This window comes from Microbacterium sp. (assembly GCF_049650565.1).
GTDB lineage: Bacteria > Actinomycetota > Actinomycetes > Actinomycetales > Microbacteriaceae > Microbacterium.
This window is the reverse complement of the sequence record NZ_JBASAK010000030.1, coordinates 63,076-82,209: the sequence shown is the minus strand read 5'-3', so window position 1 is coordinate 82,209 and position 19,134 is coordinate 63,076. Positions and strand designations below refer to the sequence as shown.

The 19,134-nt window shown below is 68.4% G+C and carries 17 protein-coding genes; 13 read left to right on the top strand and 4 right to left on the bottom strand.

The genetic code is table 11. The features are described from left to right. Positions 1 to 35: 35 nt before the first annotated feature. From chvE to WA967_RS05475, 3 genes are all read right to left on the bottom strand, one after another. Positions 36 to 1,151 (bottom strand): multiple monosaccharide ABC transporter substrate-binding protein, encoded by a 1,116-nt coding sequence (gene chvE / locus WA967_RS05485; protein ID WP_424419885.1) that lies wholly within the window; start codon positions 1,149 to 1,151, stop codon positions 36 to 38. 2 nt (positions 1,152 to 1,153) lie between these two features. Continuing rightward, positions 1,154 to 1,615, bottom strand: a complete 462-nt coding sequence (locus tag WA967_RS05480) for a class II aldolase/adducin family protein (protein ID WP_424419882.1) — start codon at positions 1,613 to 1,615, stop codon at positions 1,154 to 1,156. A gap of 146 nt (positions 1,616 to 1,761) precedes the next feature. Continuing rightward, the gene (locus WA967_RS05475; protein ID WP_424419881.1) at positions 1,762 to 2,781 is read right to left on the bottom strand and encodes a LacI family DNA-binding transcriptional regulator; all 1,020 of its coding nucleotides are present in this window, start codon (positions 2,779 to 2,781) and stop codon (positions 1,762 to 1,764) included. 105 nt (positions 2,782 to 2,886) lie between these two features. On the opposite strand from WA967_RS05475, the gene WA967_RS05470 reads away from it, so the two are divergent. The 6 genes from WA967_RS05470 (at position 2,887) to WA967_RS05445 (ending at position 9,548) form a co-directional block, all read left to right on the top strand. Then, complete coding sequence (locus WA967_RS05470; RefSeq protein WP_424419880.1) at positions 2,887 to 4,725, top strand: ABC-F family ATP-binding cassette domain-containing protein; 1,839 nt, start codon at positions 2,887 to 2,889, stop codon at positions 4,723 to 4,725. A gap of 55 nt (positions 4,726 to 4,780) precedes the next feature. Beyond that, on the top strand, positions 4,781 to 5,413 hold the full coding sequence (locus tag WA967_RS05465; RefSeq protein ID WP_424419879.1) for a TetR family transcriptional regulator: 633 nt from the start codon (positions 4,781 to 4,783) through the stop codon (positions 5,411 to 5,413). Positions 5,414 to 5,662: 249 nt separating this feature from the next. Then, entirely contained in the window at positions 5,663 to 6,595 is a 933-nt protein-coding gene (locus WA967_RS05460) for a dihydrodipicolinate synthase family protein (protein ID WP_424419878.1), read from the top strand. Positions 6,596 to 6,680: 85 nt separating this feature from the next. After that, a complete protein-coding gene (locus WA967_RS05455; protein WP_424419877.1) occupies positions 6,681 to 7,721 on the top strand; it encodes a TRAP transporter substrate-binding protein in 1,041 nt (346 codons plus the stop codon). Then, positions 7,699 to 8,265, top strand: a complete 567-nt coding sequence (locus tag WA967_RS05450; protein ID WP_424419876.1) for a TRAP transporter small permease — start codon at positions 7,699 to 7,701, stop codon at positions 8,263 to 8,265. Before WA967_RS05455 ends, WA967_RS05450 begins: the two co-directional genes overlap by 23 nt. Further along, entirely contained in the window at positions 8,265 to 9,548 is a 1,284-nt protein-coding gene (locus WA967_RS05445) for a TRAP transporter large permease (protein ID WP_424419875.1), read from the top strand. Before WA967_RS05450 ends, WA967_RS05445 begins: the two co-directional genes overlap by 1 nt. A 57-nt stretch (positions 9,549 to 9,605) precedes the next feature. On the opposite strand, the gene WA967_RS05440 is transcribed toward WA967_RS05445, so the two are convergent. Continuing rightward, on the bottom strand, positions 9,606 to 10,634 hold the full coding sequence (locus tag WA967_RS05440; RefSeq protein WP_424419874.1) for a LacI family DNA-binding transcriptional regulator: 1,029 nt from the start codon (positions 10,632 to 10,634) through the stop codon (positions 9,606 to 9,608). A 134-nt stretch (positions 10,635 to 10,768) separates the two neighbouring features. Here WA967_RS05440 and WA967_RS05435 point away from each other — a divergent pair, with 134 nt between their 5' ends. From WA967_RS05435 to WA967_RS05405, 7 genes are all read left to right on the top strand, one after another. Beyond that, entirely contained in the window at positions 10,769 to 12,886 is a 2,118-nt protein-coding gene (locus WA967_RS05435) for a hydantoinase/oxoprolinase family protein (protein ID WP_424419873.1), read from the top strand. After that, complete coding sequence (locus tag WA967_RS05430) at positions 12,883 to 15,093, top strand: hydantoinase B/oxoprolinase family protein (protein WP_424419872.1); 2,211 nt, start codon at positions 12,883 to 12,885, stop codon at positions 15,091 to 15,093. The genes WA967_RS05435 and WA967_RS05430 overlap by 4 nt, the downstream gene beginning before the upstream one ends. After that, a complete protein-coding gene (locus WA967_RS05425) occupies positions 15,090 to 15,722 on the top strand; it encodes an RraA family protein (protein WP_424419871.1) in 633 nt (210 codons plus the stop codon). Before WA967_RS05430 ends, WA967_RS05425 begins: the two co-directional genes overlap by 4 nt. Before the next feature lie 37 nt (positions 15,723 to 15,759). Beyond that, positions 15,760 to 16,605, top strand: a complete 846-nt coding sequence (locus WA967_RS05420; RefSeq protein ID WP_424419870.1) for a fumarylacetoacetate hydrolase family protein — start codon at positions 15,760 to 15,762, stop codon at positions 16,603 to 16,605. A 115-nt stretch (positions 16,606 to 16,720) separates the two neighbouring features. Further along, the gene (locus WA967_RS05415; protein ID WP_424419869.1) at positions 16,721 to 17,551 is read left to right on the top strand and encodes an ABC transporter substrate-binding protein; all 831 of its coding nucleotides are present in this window, start codon (positions 16,721 to 16,723) and stop codon (positions 17,549 to 17,551) included. A gap of 28 nt (positions 17,552 to 17,579) precedes the next feature. Next, the gene (locus tag WA967_RS05410; RefSeq protein WP_424419868.1) at positions 17,580 to 18,365 is read left to right on the top strand and encodes an amino acid ABC transporter permease; all 786 of its coding nucleotides are present in this window, start codon (positions 17,580 to 17,582) and stop codon (positions 18,363 to 18,365) included. Between the two features lie 5 nt (positions 18,366 to 18,370). After that, a complete protein-coding gene (locus WA967_RS05405) occupies positions 18,371 to 19,129 on the top strand; it encodes an amino acid ABC transporter ATP-binding protein (RefSeq protein ID WP_424419884.1) in 759 nt (252 codons plus the stop codon). The last annotated feature ends 5 nt before the right edge of the window (positions 19,130 to 19,134 follow it).

Genomic DNA, 19,134 nt, shown 5'->3' with positions numbered 1-19,134 from the left:
GGCCCGCCCGAGGAGGGCGGGCCCGACCCGGGTGCCTACTTGAGGTCGCCCTCGGTGTAGTAGCCGCTGTCGACGAGGACCTTCTTGTAGTTGTCCTTGGTGACGATGACGGACTTCAGCAGGTACGAGGGGACGACCTTCTTGCCGTTGTCGTAGGTCTTGGTGTCGTTCACCTCGGGCTTCTTGTCCTTGAGGATGTCGTCGACCATCTGGGCCGCCTGCTTGCCCAGCTCGCGGGTGTCCTTGAAGATCGTCGAGTACTGCTCGCCGCCGATGATGGACTTCACGCTGCCGGCCTCGGCGTCCTGGCCGGTGATCACCGGCAGGGCCGATGCGGAGTAGCCGCCCGATGTCAGCGCCGAGATGATCCCGATCGACAGGCCGTCGTAGGGGGAGAGCACGCCGTCGAGCTTGGTGCCGCCGATGATGGTGAGGATGTTCTCCATGCGCTTCTGCGCGGTCTCGGGCAGCCAGCGCAGGATGGCGGCCTGCTCGAAGTCGGTCTGGCCGGACGGCACCTTCAGGACGCCCTTGTCGAGGTACGGCTTGAGGGTGTCCATCGCGCCGTTCCAGAAGAACGTGGCGTTGTTGTCGTCGGGGCTGCCGGCGAACACCTCGATGTTCAGCGGGCCGGTGACTCCGGTGTCCTTGCCGTCGGCGTCCAGCACGCCGAGGCCGGTCAGCAGGCTCGTCGCCTGCTGCACGCCCACCTGGTAGTTGTCGAACGTCGTGTAGTAGTCGACGTTCTTGGTGCCGTTGATCAGGCGGTCGTAGGCGATCACGGGGATCTTGTCGTCGGCGGCCTGCTGCAGCACATCGGTGAGGGTGGTGCCGTCGATCGAGGCGACGATCAGCGCGTCGGCGCCGGTGGAGATCATGTTCTCGATCTGCGAGACCTGGGTGGGGATGTCGTCGTTGGCGTACTGCAGGTCGACCTTGTAGCCCATGTCCTCGAGCGTCTTCTTGACGTTGTTGCCGTCGGCGATCCAGCGCTCGGACTGCTGGGTGGGCATCGCGACGCCGACGGTGAAGTCGGATGCCGCTTTGTCGCCTCCTGCTGCGGGAGTGTCGCCGCCGCGGGTGCCGCTGCAGCCGGCGAGAACGATCGCGGCCACGGCGGCCATGCCGACGAGCGCGAGAGACCTCTTCATCTTCACTGTGTGCTCCTTGTGTGGTGTTGCGGTTCTTCGTGGGTGGACGGGGAGCCGTCCTGATCCGCCACGGCATGGAGTGCCGCGGCGGGAGTCGAGGCGTGCGCGAGGCGTCCCGCGCACGAGGCGACGGCACGACCGGCGCCGGATCGGTGGGCTGCGGCATGCGCAGCGGTGTCGGACGAGGGCGCGGAGCGCCGATCCCAGGCCGTGCCGACGACCTGGCCGTCCAGGTCGACCAGGGAGGTCTGTGCGGGTCCGACGTCGTGCAGGACGCTCGCGTCGGGAGTGATGACGAACAGGTCGGCATCCTGGACGCGCAGTGAGACCGCGGTCGGAGCATCGGCGTCGGGTGCCTGAGCACACGCCTCGCAGAGTCGCTCGCGGGCGCGGGCGATGAGCACCTGCCTGACGGCGGCGGTGCGCACGTCGCCGCGTTCGCGCGGGGCTTCGTCTTGCGGCATGGGCGGAGACTCCATCGTCGATCGGCCGGACTGGTTCGTCAAGGCTCTTGTGAACGTTCACAACGTGAACATGATGATACATGCGAAACGGTCACATCTGTCAACGTCCCCTGATGCAGTGGTTATCGATTCGTGACGAAACCGGCTCAGAGCGAGAAGGACGCCGGCGATGCGGATGCCGTCGATCCGCGCACCACGAGCTCGGGCATCACGCGGGTGAGCTCACCCTCGCCGCCGCCGATCAGTGCCAGCAGCATGGCCATGGCCCGCCTGCCGATCTCGGCGAAGTCCTGCCTGACGGTCGTCAGGGGAGGCGCGAAGTGCGCGGCCTCGGGGATGTCGTCGAAGCCCACGACGCTGATGTCCTCGGGAGTGCGGATGCCTGCCTCGCGGCACGCGTGCAGGAAGCCCAGCGCCATCTGGTCGTTGCCCGCGAAGACGGCCGTGAAGTCGCGATAGCGCAGCAGCTCCTTACCCGCGTAGTAGCCGAAGCCCGCGCTCCAGTCGCCGAGGATGGGCGCTCGGGTGCGCAGGTCGGCATCCGCCAGCGTCTGCAGGTAGCCGCGCATCCGGGCATCCGCCTCGATCCAGTCACGGGGGCCGGCGATGTGCACGATATCAGTGTGGCCCAGGTCGATCAGGTGCTGCATGGCCAGCCTGGCCCCTGCGATCTGGTCCACGCCCACGCTGTGGCCGCTGGCTCGCCCGCTGGTATCCAGGGTGATGGTCGGGATGGTGATGGCCGCGTCCTCCAGTGCCTGGATGATGCGCTCCTGCGGCGCGATCACCACCAGGCCCTCGATGCCCTGCGACATCAGGAAGTCCAGGCTGCCGCGGATGGCCGCGTCATCGCTGCTGGCGAGCGTGGTCAGGCTCATCCGGTACCCCGCGTCGCGAGCGGACTGCTCCAGTGCGTTGATGGCGGTGGTGGGACCGTAGTGCACCGACATCGACGTGAGCACGCCGATGGTCTGGGAGCGGCTGGTCACCAGCGTGCGTGCGGCCTGGTTCGGCCGGTACCCCAGCTCGTCGATCGCGGCCAGCACGCGATCCTTCGTCGCATCGCGGATGTTGGGGGAGTCGTTGAGCACGCGCGACACGGTCTGGTACGAGACCCCGGCCACACGCGCGACATCGCGGATGTTGGGGGCGCGAACGCGATCCACGATCGTCCCCTTCCTGATGTGCACGGTCACACGGTGAACTCCATTATGGTGGTGGCTGCTCGCAGCGGGCTGGATCCCGCGCGGCCCGACTAGCCTGGAGAGGTCATGGCACATCTTCTCGGGGCCGAAGGCCTCCACCTCGAGTTCCCCACCCGCGTCGTCTTCGATGCGGTGACCCTCGGCATCGAGGAGGGGGACCGCATCGGCATCGTCGGCCGCAACGGCGACGGCAAGTCGAGCCTGCTCGGGATGCTGGCAGGGCGCCGCGAGCCCGACAGCGGCCGCGTGACCGTGCGCGGCGGGACGACCATCGGCGTGCTGGATCAGGCCGACACGCTCGACGACGAGCTGACCGTGGCGCAGGCCGTCGTGGCGGACACCCCCGAATACGTCTGGGCCGGGGATGCCAAGGTGCGCGATGTGATCGCCGGCCTGGTCGCCGACCTCGACTGGAACGCGTCCGTCTCCTCCCTCAGCGGTGGCCAGCGACGTCGCGTGGCGCTGGCCGCCCTGCTGGCCGGCGACTGGGACGTGCTGGCGCTCGACGAGCCCACCAACCACCTCGACGTCGAGGCCATCACCTGGCTGGCGGGGCACCTGAAGACCCGCTGGTCGCGCAACTCCGGCGCGCTGCTGGTGGTCACGCACGACCGCTGGTTCCTCGACGAGGTGTGCACCGACACGTGGGAGGTGCACGACCGCATCGTCGAGCCCTTCGAGGGCGGCTACGCGGCCTACATCCTGCAGCGCGTGGAGCGCGACAGGATGGCGGCGGCATCCGAGGCCAAGCGGCAGAACATCGCACGCAAGGAGCTGGCGTGGCTGCGCCGCGGTGCACCGGCCCGCACCAGCAAGCCGAAGTTCCGCATCGAGGCCGCCAACGAACTCATCGCCGACGTGCCGCCCATCCGAGATTCCGTCTCGCTGCAGTCGCTTGCGGTCTCCCGGCTCGGCAAGGACGTCGTCGACCTGCTGGATGCCGGCGTCTCCTATCCTCCGACGGGCTCGGAGGCCCAGCCGAATGTCGTGCTGAAGGACGTCGAGTGGCGTATCGCGCCGGGGGAGCGCACCGGCATCCTCGGAGTCAACGGCGCAGGCAAATCGACCCTTCTGGGGCTTGTCGCGGGAACCGTCGAGCCCACGAGCGGTCGGGTCAAGCGCGGGAAGACCGTGCAGGTGCGCACGCTCACGCAGCGGACCTCCGAGCTCGAGGAGCACTGGGACGAGCCGGTTCGCACCGTGATCGAGGGTCTGCGCACCTCGTACACGTTCGGCAGCGGCTCCAAGGCCGCCGAGCTCACTCCCGGGCAGCTGCTGGAGCGCCTGGGCTTCAGCTCGGCGCAGCTCTCCACGCGCGTGAAGGAGCTCTCCGGCGGCCAGCAGCGCCGCCTGCAGCTGCTGCTGGTGCTGCTCGATCAGCCCAACGTGCTGATCCTCGACGAGCCCACCAATGACATGGACACCGACATGCTGGGGGCCATCGAGGACCTGCTGGACTCCTGGCCGGGCACCCTGCTGGTGGTCAGTCACGACCGGTACTTCCTGGAGCGCGTCACCGACCAGCAGTACGCCGTGATGGGCGGGCGCCTGCGGCACCTGCCCGGTGGCATCGACGAGTATCTGCGGCTGCGCGCGGCGCAGCAGAAGGCGGATGCCGGAGCGCACGGTGCGCCCGTGGGGTCCGGCTCGACGGCATCCGGCCCATCCTCCGCGTCGGCGCTGGACGGCGCCTCCCGCCGCACTGCGGAGAAGGAGCTTGGGGCCCTCGAGCGGAGGATGCAGAAGCTCAACCAGCAGATCGATCGCGCGAAGCACGCGCTCGCCGATCACGACCAGTCCGACTATGCGGGGCTGGGCGAGAAGATGAAGGCCATCCAGGCGCGACAGGACGAGGTGGACGACCTCGAGCTGCGCTGGTTCGAGCTCACAGAGCTGCTGGGCTGACACGGCCGGGTGGAATCGCTCCCAGCGCGCTGACCGGTGGCCCTATGGTGGAGGAGTGCCCCCCGCCTCCCCCGCTGCACATACTCGATTGCGCCTGCTGACCGCAGCCGGCCAGGAAATGGTCGAACACGGCTACGCCGGTGCCTCCCTCTCCATGATCGCCGCCCGCCTCGGCCTGACGAAGGGCGCCCTGGGGCACCACTTCCCGACCAAGCAGGACATCGCGATCGGGGTCTTCGAACGGGCGGACGAGCTCGCGAGGCAGTCGGCCGAGTCCGCGCTCTCGACCTTCCCGGACAGCGCGCTGCGCGCCTGCATCGCCTACTTCGCCGGCATCGCCCGTGACGGGGCGCGCGACCCCATCGCCACGGCATCCCTGGCGCTGTACCAGGATCCCTCCGTTCCCGTAGAGGTCGCGAGGCGCATGTTCGAAGGCACCAGAACCATCATCGACGGCTTCCTGCGGCGGTACGTGGACGAGGAGAACGGAAGCCTGGCCATGCCGTGCGCGCGGGCCACGCTGATGCTGCAGATGCTGGCCGCGGGAGAGCTCGCGACGGCGAGATTCCAGCCAGAGTACTCAGTCGAGGAGGCTGTGTCGCTGTTCGCCGCAGCACTGACCGGCATCGGTGTTCCGGATGCGGATGCCGTGGTCGCCGACGGCGTGCGCGCGGTCTGGGCATCCTGATCCCTCCGCACGTGTGATTCTCGGAATCCTGATATACGCTCGTCTATGAGTCGGTAGACGTCCGCACAGTCCGATCGGGGGATCGGGCGGCGGGATGACGCAGGCTCATACGCGCTGGGGACGCGCCCGGGCCCGTGATGGCGTGGGTACGCCGCCGCCACGGGCCCGGTTCTGCGTGCGCGGACTTGACGACTCGTGTCGGCACCCCTAGTCTGCATGCAAGCACAATCGTTTTCGCAAAGGAGCGACATGTCAGTTCTGGATCTCACCGGACTCGTCACGGCCGTCGTGACACCCTTCCGGGAGGACGAGTCGATCGACCACGATGCACTGGGGGAGTACGTCGAGTACGTGCTGTCCTTCGACCGGGTCAAGGGCATCCTCGCAAGCGGCTACAGCGGCGAGGGCCCGGGGATGAGCAGGTCCGAGACTCTCGACGTGGCGCGCACGGTCATCGCCGCGGCGGCCGGCCGTGTACCCGTCCTCGTCGGGGTGAGCCCGACCTCCACCACAGAGACCATCGACTTCGGTCGGAGGCTCAGGGACGCCGGGGCGAGCGCGCTGCAGATCAACTCGCCGTTCTACAGCCTCCTGCGTCGGGGGTTCCTGTACGAGGACGACGTGGCGGTGAGGTTCTTCGACGATCTCGCCGAGGGCATCGGCCTGCCGATGACCGTCTTCCAGTACCCCACCGCCAGCGGGCTGACCTACCCTCCCCGGGTCGTCAGCAGGCTCAGCGAGAACCCACTCGTGATCGGATTCAAGGAGGCAGTGGGCATGGAGACCTACGAGGCCGACTTCCAGGCCATCGCCGGACGCAAGAAGATCTACGCCGACAACAACACGTACACCCTCATCTCCATGCTGCTGTACGGCTCGGACGGATCGATGGTCGGCGTCGGGAACGTCGGCCTGCCGCACTGGGTGGAGCTGAACCGGCTGGTCGAGGAAGGCGACACCGCGGGTGTGGTGGCCTTCGCCAACGAGAAGATCGTGCCGATCATCAACACCTTCAGCCGTGATCTCGGGCAGACCCGGTTCTCGTTCATCGCCAGGGTCAAGGAGGCCCTGGTGCAGCTGGGGCGCATCCCGAACGGCACCGTCCGCCGCCCCGAGCCTCCCGTCTCGGACGAGGACCGTCGCGAGATCCGGCAGACGCTGGAGAGCGTCGGCCTTCTCTGAGCCGAGCCCCGCGCCGCCGCGCGCGGGACTCCCGTACATCAGCAGTACCCGGCATACCCGCCAACGAGCACAAAGGAGTGGTCACATGAGTACCAGAAGCCGACGCATCCTGCGTTTCGCCGCCATCGCCGCCGCCACCGCGCTGATCGTCACGGGATGTTCCCGTATCGACGGCGGCAGTGGAGCGGCGCCCGACGCCGGCGCCGACATCCGCGAGCGCACCATCGTCTTCGCCCACATCACCGCCGACACGTTCCCGTACCAGGCGGGAGCGTTGAAGTTCAAGGAGCTTCTGGAGGAGCTCTCCGACGGCGCCATGAAGGTGACCGTGTACCCGGGAGGGCAGCTGGGCAACGAGCGCGATATCAATGAGTCCATCCTCGAGGGCTCCGTGCACGTCGGCGTCGGCGCCGGCGCGCTCGCCACGCAGGCGAAGATCATGAACCTGCTCGAGCTTCCGTTCATGATCAGCGGCCAGGAGCACATGCAGCGCATCATCGACTCGCCGGTGGCCGAGAGCCTCGCCGACCGCATCGAGGAACAGGGCGGCTATGAGGTCGTCGCCTGGTTCAGCACCGGCGACAGCGCGATTCAGACGGTGGACCGGGCGATCCGGACGCCTGCCGATATGCAGGGACTCAAGCTGCGCGCCATCGAGAACCCCGCCCTCGCGGATGCGCTCTCGGCACTCGGCGCCAACCCGACGCCGATGCCGTACGGCGAGGTCTACACGGGTGTCCAGACCGGGGTGGTCGAGGGTGCGACGCTGGACTGGGGCTCTGTCAACTCCATGCACCTGTACGAGATCGTGAAGTACACCACCTCGCACGAGGCGGCGTTCCTCGCCGAGCCGCGCCCCGTGATCGTGTCCAGGACGTTCTGGGACGGGCTCAACGACGCCGAGCGCAAGGTCTTCAGCAAGGCGATCCAGGAGGCCGCGGCCTTCGAGCGCGAGACTTTCCTCGACGTGCAGACCAAGGCGATCAGTGCCATCGAGGCCGCTGGGCTGACGTTCACCCAGCTCGACCAGAACGCCTTCCAGACGGTTCTGGAGCCGGTGTGGCAGAAGTGGGCGAAGGACCTCGACGCGCAGGAGATCCTCGATGGAATCCTCGAGCTCCGCTGAGGCGCCCGTGCCGCAGAGCAGTCGGGCGGCCCGGGAGCGACTGCTCCCGGGCCCCCTGGCCGCGGCGCTGGATCGGATCGATCTCATCATCACCGTGCTGTGCAGCGCACTGATGGCGGGGATGTTCGGCGTCGTGATCTGGGCGGTGTTCTGCCGTTACGTGCTCAACTCCTCGCTGATGTGGGGTGAGGAACTCGCGCGCTATCTGTCGATCTGGATGATCGCGCTCGGCCTCGGCCTCGCCCACCGTCGCGGCGCACACGTCGCGGTGAACTCGGTGTTCGGCTGGATACCGCACATGTCCAAGCGGACGATCGGCATGATCTCCGAGTTGACCACACTGATGCTGTGCATCCTGGTCTGCTGGTTCTCCTGGCTGGCGGCACAGGGCAACTTCCTGACCGGCCAGCGCAGTCCTGCGATGGGCATCGACATCGCCTGGATCTACCTGGCCATCCCGGTGGGCTTCCTGCTGATGGCCGTCCAGAGTGCGATCAGGCTCGTCGCACCCGATCAATATCGTGCCGAGCAGGAGGTCGTGTGATGTCCCTGTTCCTGCTGGGTGGCTTCGTCGGATTCATGGCGATCGGCGTCCCGCTCGCGCTCGTGATCATCGGGTCGGGACTGCTCTACATCCTCATCGCGACCGACGTGCCGATGTCGGTGGTCGGTCAGCGACTGTTCGTCACGCTCGACGACTTCACGCTCATGGCCATCCCCCTGTTCGTGCTGGCCGGCTACCTCATGAACGAAGTGGGGCTGACAGAGCGTCTGGTCGAGTTCGTGCGCTTCCTGCTGCGACGGGTCTACGGCGCGTTGGCACAGGTCTCCGTGCTGGTCTCGATGGCCTTCGGCGGCGTCAGCGGTGCGGCGGCGGCCGATCTTGCCGCCGTGGGCATACCGATGATCCCGCAGATGGAGAAGCACGGCTATCGGCGCGAGTTCGCCACGGCGACGATCACGACATCCTCGCTGATGGGTGCCGTCATCCCTCCCAGCATCCCGTTCATCATCTACGGCGTGCAGGCGGAGACGTCCATCGGCAAGCTGTTCCTGGCGGGGATCATCCCGGGGATCGGGATCGGCATCGTCGTGATGATCGTCAATCATGTGTCGCTGAGGCGGCAGGGGTTCACCGAGCCGCCTTCCTCCTCTCAGCCGCTGTCGGGCGTGCGCCTGGCCATGGCGACGAAGGACGCACTGGTCGCGCTGCTGATGCCGGTGATCATCATCGGCGGCATCCTGCTGGGTGTGGTCACGCCGACCGAGGCCGCGGCGGTCGCCGTGCTGTACGCGCTCATCGTCGGCTTCTTCGTGTTCCGCACGCTCACCTTCGCGAAGATCGTCCGGGTGCTGAGATCGTCGGTGGTGATGAGTTCGGTGATCATGCTGATCGTCGCGGGCTCCGGCGTGCTCAACTGGGCCCTCGCATACTCGCTCGTGCCTCAGATGATCGCCCAGGCGCTGCTCTCCCTGACTTCGAGCGCGTGGGTCTTCATGATCATCGTCATCGTGCTGCTGCTGATCGTGGGCATGCCGCTGGATCCGGTGCCGGCGATCATCGTGGTCACGCCGATCCTGCTGCCGGCGGCGATCGGCTTCGGGATCGACCCGGTGCACTTCGGTGTCGTCGTGGTGATGGTGCTCACGATCGGACTCGCGACGCCGCCGGTGGGAGCGAGCCTGTTCGTGGCGATGTCGGTCAGCAAGGTCTCGATGTCGAGCCTGTCGCGGGCGATCATCCCCTTCCTCGTCGCCGTCCTCGCCTTCACCGTGCTGATCGCCTTCGTCCCCGCCGTGTACAACTGGCTGCCGGGTCTCGAGTGATGCGCGGCGCGCCCGGATCGATGCGCCGTGCGGCCTGGAGGATGCGCCGTGCGGCGGTCAGCGGTCTCCTGCGGCGGACGCCGGGGGAGGAGCGGTCGACTGGCGACGGATGAGGACGGGCGTGAACACCGTGGAGGATATGGGCTCACCGGCGATCCTGCGCACCAGCAGATCGACGGCCGCCGTCCCCATCGCCTGGATCGGCACACGCACGCTCGTCAATGGAGGTGACATGAGGCCGGCGAGTTCGGAGTCGTTGTAGCCGACCACCGACAGGTCCTGCGGGACGCGCAGTCCCAGGTCCCGCGCGACCGACATCGCGGCGATGGCGACGGTGTCGTTGACCGTCACAAGGGCTGTCGGCCTGTCCCGGCGGCTGAGGACGGCGTGCGCGGCGGCGACCGCCGGCTTCACATCGAGGCTCGTCGTCGCCAGCCACCGCTCGTTCACGGAGATACCTGCCTCCGCGAGAACCTGCCGGAATCCCTTCAGACGGAGATGACCGGTGCTGACGTCGGCGGGACCGGCCAGGCTCCCGATCCGTCGATGGCCGAGCTGGACGAGATGCTCGGCGGCCAGGCGTCCGCCCTGAAGGTCGTCGCCGAACACGCCGGGGTGGGGTCCGCTCGATCGGTTCAGCAGCACGAACGGCACTCCGGAGCGCTCCAATCGGTCCAGGTCCGGAGACCGCAGGTGCGCCGTCGAGATGATGAGGCCGTCGGTCCGACCGTCGAGCAGCCGCTGCATCGCCGCCTCGGGATCGGCCGCGTGCTCGCTCGCCACCAGCACCGTCTGATAGCCGAGCTCCAGCGCGCGTCGCTGGGCGGCGTCGAACATCTGGGCGAGCCCCGTGTCCGTGAGTCGCGGCATCGTCAGCCCGACCATCATCGATCGACGCGTGCGCAGGCTCTTCGCCCAGGCGTTCGGGGCGTAGCCGTGCTCCTTGGCGACCTGGCGTATGCGGTCGACCGTCTGGGGCGCGATCCGCGCGCTCTTGGGGTCCTTGAGTGCGCGGGACACCGTGGAGGGATGAACGCCCACGATGTCGGCGATCGTGCGCAGCGACGCGCTGCGGTTGCTCTCCATATCGGCCCTTCCGGATGTTGCCGCCCTCTGCATCGACAGCCTATTGGGTGCTCGCTCCGAGGCGGCGGCTTGACGAGAGCGCAGTTATGGGACACGATAGTGCGAAATCGATTGTGCAAACGAAGGAGTCGCACATGGCGTACGCGGTCGGCATCGACATCGGAGGAACGTTCACCGATGTCTGCGTCATCGACACCCGTGACGGGCATGAGGTCATCGAGAAGGTGCCGACGACGCCAGACGATCTCACCCGAGGGCTGCTGGCCGGCGTGACCCGCGCGGCACGCTCGTTCGGCCTCAGCCTGGAGGATCTGCTGAGCAGGACTGTGCGCTTCTCGCACGCGACGACGCAGACGACGAACGTGATGTTCACGTGGGAGGCCGGCGCCAGGGTCGGCCTGCTGACGACGCGCGGCTTCGCCGATGAGCTGCTCATCATGCGTGCCAGGGGACGGGTCGCGGGCCTCGGCCTCAGCGAGCGGCGGCACCTGCGCGCTACGGACAAACCGGTTCAGATCGTGCCGCGGTCGCGCATCGTCGAGATCGACGAGCGCATCGACCGGTCCGGTGCCGTGCTCGAGGAGCTCGACGTGGACGGCGCCCGCCGTTCGATCGAGGGCCTCCTGGTCGACGGAGTCGAGGCCTTCGCGATCTCGTTGCTGTGGGGGCACGTCAATCCCGCGCACGAGCAGAGCCTGCGGCGACTGATCGCCGAGCTCAGCCCGGCGGCCCACGTGTCCCTCGCCAGTGAGGTGGCTCCCGTCACCGGAGAGTACGAGCGAACCTCCACGACCGTCGTGAACGCCTACGTCGGGCCCACGCTGGAGCGCTACCTCGGCCGGCTGCAGCACCTGCTCCAGGATCTCGGCCTGCGGGTGCCAATCCTCGTGTTCCAGGCCGGCGGCGGTGTCAGCACGGTGTCATCGGTGCTTCCGGTGAGCACCATCGAGTCAGGACCCGCCGGCGGCATGGTGGCCGCAGCGGGCCTCGCCGCACGGCTCGACCTGCCGCGCGCCATCGCGACGGATGTCGGCGGGACGACCTTCAAGGTCGGACTCGTGGTCGACGGACGGTGGTCCATGGCGCCGGAGACGATCATCAACCAGTACTCCCTGCAGAGTCCCATGATCGACATCGTGTCGATCGGCGCGGGCGGCGGATCGATCGCATGGGTGGACGGCTCCCGGCTGCGCATCGGCCCTCAATCCGCGGGTGCCGCCCCCGGTCCCGCGTGCTACGGCTGGGGAGGCGTGCAGCCGACGGTGACCGACGCGGATCTGCTGCTGGGGATGCTCGATGCCGAGCGCTTCCTGGACGGTCGGATGACCCTCGACGCCGCGCGCGCGGCGACGGCCATGCAGCCGGTGGCCGACGCCCTGTTCGGCGGGGACGTGACGGCTGCGGCCGCCGGCGTCCGGGAGGTGGTCGACTCGCACATGGGCGACCTCATCAGGAAGGCGACGCTGGAGCGGGGCTTCGACCCGCGCGAGTTCACCGTCATCGCCTTCGGCGGTGCAGGACCGGTGCATGCCGCGTCGTACGCGCGCGCCGCAGGGGCCGAGCGCGTCGTGATCCCGCACAGCGCCACCATCTTCTCCGCGCACGGCATCGTCATCTCCGACGCCACCAGGATCCAGCAGCGATCGGTGCCGAGTGATTCCGCAGCCGACGAGCGCGTGATCCTCGAGCTGTACCGGGGACTGAGTGCGGGCGCGCGCGCTGACCTGGAACTGCAGGGCGTGCCGGAGGAGCAGGTGCTCGTGCACCACTTCGCCGATGTGCGCTACGAGCGCCAGCTGCACGATGTGCGCGTGGAACTCGGAACCGAGCTGCCGACCCTCGACGGGCTGCATCGTGAGTTCGTCCAGCGCTATGACCGGCTCTACGGAGCGGGAGCGCACAGCCTGGGCGCCCGCCCCCGGGTGATCCGGGTCGGTGTCGAGGCCGTCGCGGCCAACGACGTCGCCTCCCGGATCGCGGCAGGAGCGGGCGACGCGGCGGCGCTCGTTCCGATCGCCGAGCGGGAGGTGTTCTGGCCGGAGCTCGGGCGGCTCAGCACGACCTGCATCTACGACATCGGCGCGCAGCCGACGCGCTCCCACGACATCCCGGGGCCGGCGATCATCAATCAGCCCGCGACGTGCGTGATCGTGCCGCCGGGCGCGACCGCGCGCGTCGACGCCCATCGCACCGTTCACATCGATCTCGCCGCGGCCGATTCCGCGCGCACCTCGGGAAAGGCCTCAGCATGACTTCCTTCATCGACCCCGTCCGGTTCGAGGTGATGTGGCACAAGCTGCTCGACATCACCGAGGAGATGGGCATCAAGTACATGCGCACATCCGGCTCGCCGGTGCTCGTGGGCGCGTACGACGCCAGCACCGGCATCACACTCGCCGACGGCACCCTGGTGGCGATGGGCCCCTACATCACGACGCAGGCGCACGTGCTGCGGCTGATCGTCGACGCGGTGCGCGAGCGCCGCGGTGCAGTCCCGGGGATCGCCCCCGGGGACATGTTCATCTGCAACGACCCGTTCCTCGGCGCCACGCACCAGCCCGACGTCGCGACCGTCGCGCCCGTGCACTCCGGAGGCGAGCTCGTGGCGTGGGTGGGATCCTCCGGACACTGGCTGGACATCGGCGGCAGCGAGCCCGGTGGGTTCAACATGACCGCCACCTCCGTGTTCGACGAGGGACTCCGGCTGCCGCCGACCAGGATCGTCGAGGCCGGCCAGGTACGCGAGGATCTCGTCGAGCTGATCATGGCGCAACTGCGCGAGCCGCTCGCCGAGCTCGACCTTCGCGGTCAGATCGTCGCCAATGCGACCGGACGGGAGAGGATTCTCGAGCTCTGCGATGAGGCGGGTGTCGACGCGGTCACGCAGGTGATGCGGGCAGGTGTCGCTCATGTGGCGGAGGCTCTGCGGGCTCGTCTGCGCGCCATCCCGGACGGCACCTGGCGCGAGGTGCAGTACCTCGATCACGACGGGCACAGCCACCAGGTGCGCAAGATCGTGGTCACCGTCACCAAGCGCGGCGACCGTCTCGGCTTCGACTTCACCGGCAGCGACCCGCAGACCGAGGGATTCGCCAACTGCGCACGGGGCGGACTCCGCGCGGCGGTGATGTCGGGCGTGTGCATCGCTCTCGGCTACGACATGTCCTGGAACGACGGCATCGCCGAGTGCATCACGATCACCGCGCCGCCGCGGACGATCGTGACGGCGGAGTACCCCTACCCGGTGTCGATGTCGACGATCTCGGCGATCATCGTCACCCTCAACCTCACCCTCGTCGCCCTGTCCCGCATGCTGCTGGCGAGCCCCGAGCATCACGAGCAGGCGATGGCCAGCTGGTGCGGCACCTCCCTGGGCGTGTCGATGAGCGGTGTCAATCGCGACGGCATCCTCACTGTCGCACCCGAGGCCAGCCACTTCGCGGCTGGGTGCGGAGCACGCACCTACGCCGACGGTGTGGACACCGGCGGCATCATCATCAACACGACCGCCAACATCCCGTCGGTCGAGGAGACCGAGGACGCCTATCCTCTCCTGTACCTCTTCCGCCGCCAGCTGACCGATTCCGGCGGCCCCGGCCGGTTCCGCGGCGGCGTCTCCGGCGAGGTCGCGATCACCCCGCACGGTGCGCCGGACGGACTCGTCACCTCGTTCGCCGGGGTCGGGTCCGTGACGCCGAATGCGGTCGGCGTGGCCGGCGGACTACCCGGTGCCACGGTCCGCTATCTGAGATTCGACGACGCAGGACGCGATGGGCGGCTTCCGCTGGCCGGCGACCTGGCAGGCATCCCGGGACGGCGCCAGGCGCAGGAGATCAACGCCTCGAAGGTGCCTTTCGGCACCGGGACGGTCGAATACCACAACTGGCAGGGCGGCGGCGGAGCAGGAGACCCGCTCGACCGCGATCCGGAGCGCGTCCGCGCCGATGTGGAGCGAGCGCTGGTCAGCGACGCGGCTGCCATGGACGTCTACGGCGTGGTGCTGGACGGCGACGCCGTCGATCATCCGCGGACCGCCGCCCATCGCGCGCAGCTGCGCGCGGCGCGGATCGCGCGGGCGGTGCCCTATCGGGAGCTGTTCCCGCTCCCGGAGCCCGCGCAGGCGACGCTCCCGGAAGCGGCCGATGGGCCGCGGCGGTACTGGGACCTGTACGAGATCGACGCGGCTGCGGACGAGACGCGCTGCGCGCGCTGCGCGCACGTGCTCGCCACGGCGACCGAGGACATGCGCTCCGGGTGTCTCGTCGAGGAGGTCTCGCCGACGGCCGCCGGAGCCGTGCGCGGCGAGGACTACCGGATGCTCGCCGAGCCGGCGCCCGTGCTGCGACTGCTGTACTGCCCCGGGTGCGGTCGCCAGCTGGAATGCGACCTGGTCCTGCCCGGTGACGTCGGCCCATCGGGGCGGCTCGGCCGGCCCATCGCGGCAGGTGCCCGCTCATGAGCTCGCTGCCGGCCTCCGGGCTGCTGCCACCGGTGTCGACCATCTCGGATGCCATGGGACGGCTGAACCCCTTCGACAGTCGACTTCGACGTCGCACCGCCGGACTGCTGGTGGGTCGTGCATTCTGCGTGGCGCAGGTCGTCGGCGACAGCGCCACGTCGCACCTGGCGATCGAGCATGCGCCGGAGGACTCGGTGCTGGTCATCGCGGCGGGCGGCTTCCCGGACCGCGCGGTGTGGGGGGAGATCCTCACCGCCGCAGCGCAGCGTCGGGGCGTTCGCGGCGCTCTCGTCGACGGCGCGGTGCGAGACGTCGCGGAGATCGATGCGCGGGCCTTCCCGCTCTTCTCGGTCGCCGTCACGCCGGCCGGACCGCACAAGTCCGGTGGGGGGAGTTGGGGCGGGCAGGTCTGCTGCGCCGGGGCCCTGGTCTCAACCGGTGACCTCATCGTGGGCGACGAGGACGGGGTCGTGGCGGTGCCTGCCGCGCATGCTGACGAGATCCTCGAACGCGCCCACACGATCGTGGAGCGGGAGCGGGAGATCCTCGAGGCCGTCGGGCGGGGCGAGAGCACCGTCGACCTGCTGGGCCTTCGACCCGGTGGCCGAGCACGCGACCAGAACGACTAGAACGACCAGAACGACCAGAACGACCAGAGGAGAGAACATGAGAATCGCTCGCTTCCAGGGCGCCGATGGCGCCGACTTCGCCGTCTCATCGGATGGCGGCACCTGGACGGCGCTGGCGCCCACCGGCGTCGTCGTGCATTCCACGGCGGAGCTGATCGCCCGCATGGACGAAGTCCGCGCCGCCATGACCGAGTCGACTCCGCAGCCGATCGCCGAGCACCGGCTGCTGTCGCCCGTGCATCGGCCGGGGAAGATCCTCGCCATCGGCCTCAACTACGTCGCCCACGCTGCGGAGACCCGTGCGGAGCTCCCCGAGCGCCCGCTGATCTTCGCCAAGTACAGCAGCTCGCTCAACGGCCCGTTCGACGACGTGGTGATCGGCGGCACGGTGACCGCCGAGGCCGACTACGAGTCCGAGCTCGCTGTCGTCATCGGGCGGGACGCCAAGCGCGTCTCAGCCGCTGACGCGATGGAGCACGTCTTCGGCTACGCCGTGGCCAACGACGTCTCCGCAAGGGACCACCAGCGCCGGGACGGTCAGTTCTCCCGCTCGAAGAGCGCTGACGGCTTCTGCCCGATCGGACCGTGGATCACCACCGCCGACGAGGTCGACGATGTCCGATCCCTCGCCGTCACGTCGACCGTGAACGGGGAGCAGCGGCAGAGAGGAGTCGTATCGGACCTCGTGTTCGACATCCCGACGCTGATCGCCTACCTGTCCGCGACGATCACACTGGAGGCGGGCGACGTGATCCTCACCGGCACTCCCCCCGGGGTGGGCCTCGGGATGACACCGCCGGTGTTCCTCGCGGATGGGGACGTCGTGGAATGCACGGTCGAACGGCTGGGGACCATCCGGAACCGCTTCGTCGACGGCGGCTGACGCGCGGAGGCCGTGTGGTGCGGACGGCGCTGTGACGTCGTGTGACGGCCCGATTACGGACCGTGCCTCTCGCGCACGTACCGTTTTCGAGTCCCCACGAGAGGAAACCCGATCCATGTCCCGCCGCACCACCGCCCTCGCCGCAGCCGCAGCAGCTGTCGCCCTCATCGCGTCCCTCGCCGGCTGCGCGTCCGGCCCCGCATCCTCGAGCGGCTCCGGCTCGAGCGCCAATCCCTATGGGCTCGTCCAGCCGGGGGTGCTGCGCACCGGCACCCTGACGGATGCACCGCCGAACGTCTACCTCAAGGACAACAAGTTCACCGGCTTCGACAACGACCTCCTCGCCGCGGTGGCGAAGAAGCTCGATCTCAAGGTCGAGTTCGTCGGCACCGAGTTCAGCTCTCTGCTGGCCCAGGTGAAGACCAAGAAGTTCGATGTCGGCTCCAGCTCGATCACGATCACCGACGCCCGCAAGAAGACCGTCGACTTCACGAACAAGTACGACTTCGGATATATCGGCCTCGATGTGCCCGCCGGCTCTGCGATCACGTCGTTCGATCAGCTCAAGGGCAAGCGCGTGGCGGTCGTGCAGGGCACGGTGCAGGACGACTACGCCACGCACGAGGGCCTGGACCCGGTGCGCGTGCCGGACTACAACACCGCGCTGAATCAGCTGCGCTCCGGTACCGCCGACGCGTGGATCTCGCCGGCGGAGATCGGAGAGAAGACGGCGTCGGAGTCCAACGGCAAGGTCGTCGCGGTGGCGAAGAAGCTCAGCGAGAACGGCATGGCCTTCGCCGTGGCACCGGGCAACGACAAGCTCCGTGAAGCGCTGAACAAGGGCCTGGACGAAGTCATCGCCGACGGCACCTGGAAGAAGCTCGTCGAGCAGTACTACCCCGGGCGCGAGGTCCCGGACGGCTTCGTGCCCGGCAGCGGCAAGTGATCGGTTCCTTGATGGCGGCGGGACAGGCGTGGACGCGCTGATCGCGGTCTGGGAGACCTTCTTCGACTTCGACGCGATGCGGGTCGCGCTGCCGGACCTGCTGACAGTGGGTCTTCCCAACACCCTGATCCTCGCGGTCTCGTCCGGGATCGTCGGCACCGTGCTGGGCATGCTGCTGGCGGTCGCCGGCCTGTCGCGTCGTCGGTGGCTGCGCTGGCCGGCACGGGTGTACACCGATGTTCTTCGCGGTCTGCCGGCCGCGGTCACCATCCTCCTGATCGGCGTCGGATTCGCGCCCATCGGGCTGATGGTGTGGGGACCCAACCCCTATCCCTTCGGGATCCTCGCCCTCGGGCTCATCGCCGGAGCCTACATCGGAGAGATCTTCCGATCGGGAATCCAGAGCGTGGATGTCGGGCAGACCGAGGCCGCTCGCGCGATCGGATTCTCCGGTGGCGCCGCGATGCGGCTCGTGATCATCCCGCAGGGCGTGCGGCGCGTGCTTCCCGCACTGGTGAATCAGCTCATCGCGCTGATCAAGGACTCCTCGCTGATCTACTTCCTGGGGCTGCTCTCGAGCCAGCGCGAACTGTTCCGGATCGGTCAGGATGCCGCTGCGAACACCGGCAACCAGTCAGCGCTCGTGCTCGCCGGGCTGTTCTACCTGGTCATCACGATTCCCCTGACGCACGTGGTGAACGCCATCGACAAGCGGCTGCGGGAGGGCCGCCGGGTCGATGCCGTCGATCCTGCCGAGGCTGACGACTTCGACGAGGAGATGGATTCGATCGCAGGTCAGGAGAGTGTGCGGTGAGCAGCATGGCAGGAACCGAGACCTCGGCGAAGCCCAGTACCGGCGTCAGCGTCGCGACTCGCGACATCCGACTCTCGTTCGGGCGCAACCAAGTGCTGCGAGGCGTCGACCTGGAGGTGCCGGCCGGTACGGTGACCTGCATCATCGGACCATCCGGGTCAGGGAAGTCCACGCTGCTGCGCACAGTGAACCGGCTCGTCGAGCCGGATTCCGGCGATGTCCTGCTGGACGGACGCTCGGTGCTGAGTGATAGTCCCGATCGGCTTCGCCAGCGCGTCGGCATGGTCTTCCAGCACTTCAACCTCTTCCCGCACAAGACGGTGCGCGCGAACATCACGCTCGGGCTCGTCAAGCTCCGGGGCCTGTCGAAGGATGAGGCCTCCGAGCGCGCGGTGCTCGAGCTCGACCGCGTGGGACTGGCGCACAAGGCGGACGTGCGGCCCTCGCACCTGTCCGGCGGTCAGCAGCAGCGCGTCGCGATCGCGCGGGCGCTGGCGATGGACCCCGAGGTCATGCTGTTCGACGAGTCGACCTCGGCGCTCGACCCGGAGCTGGTGAAGGGCGTGCTGGGCACCATGGCAGAGCTGGCGACATCGGGCATGACGATGCTGGTGGTCACGCACGAGATGGGGTTCGCGCGCTCGGTGTCGCAGCAGGTGCTGTTCATGGATCGCGGACGCGTGGTCGAGTCCGGTGCGCCGGATCAGGTGTTCGATGCTCCGGCGAGCCCTCGTCTGCAGAGATTCCTCTCCCAGGTGCTGTAGACGGG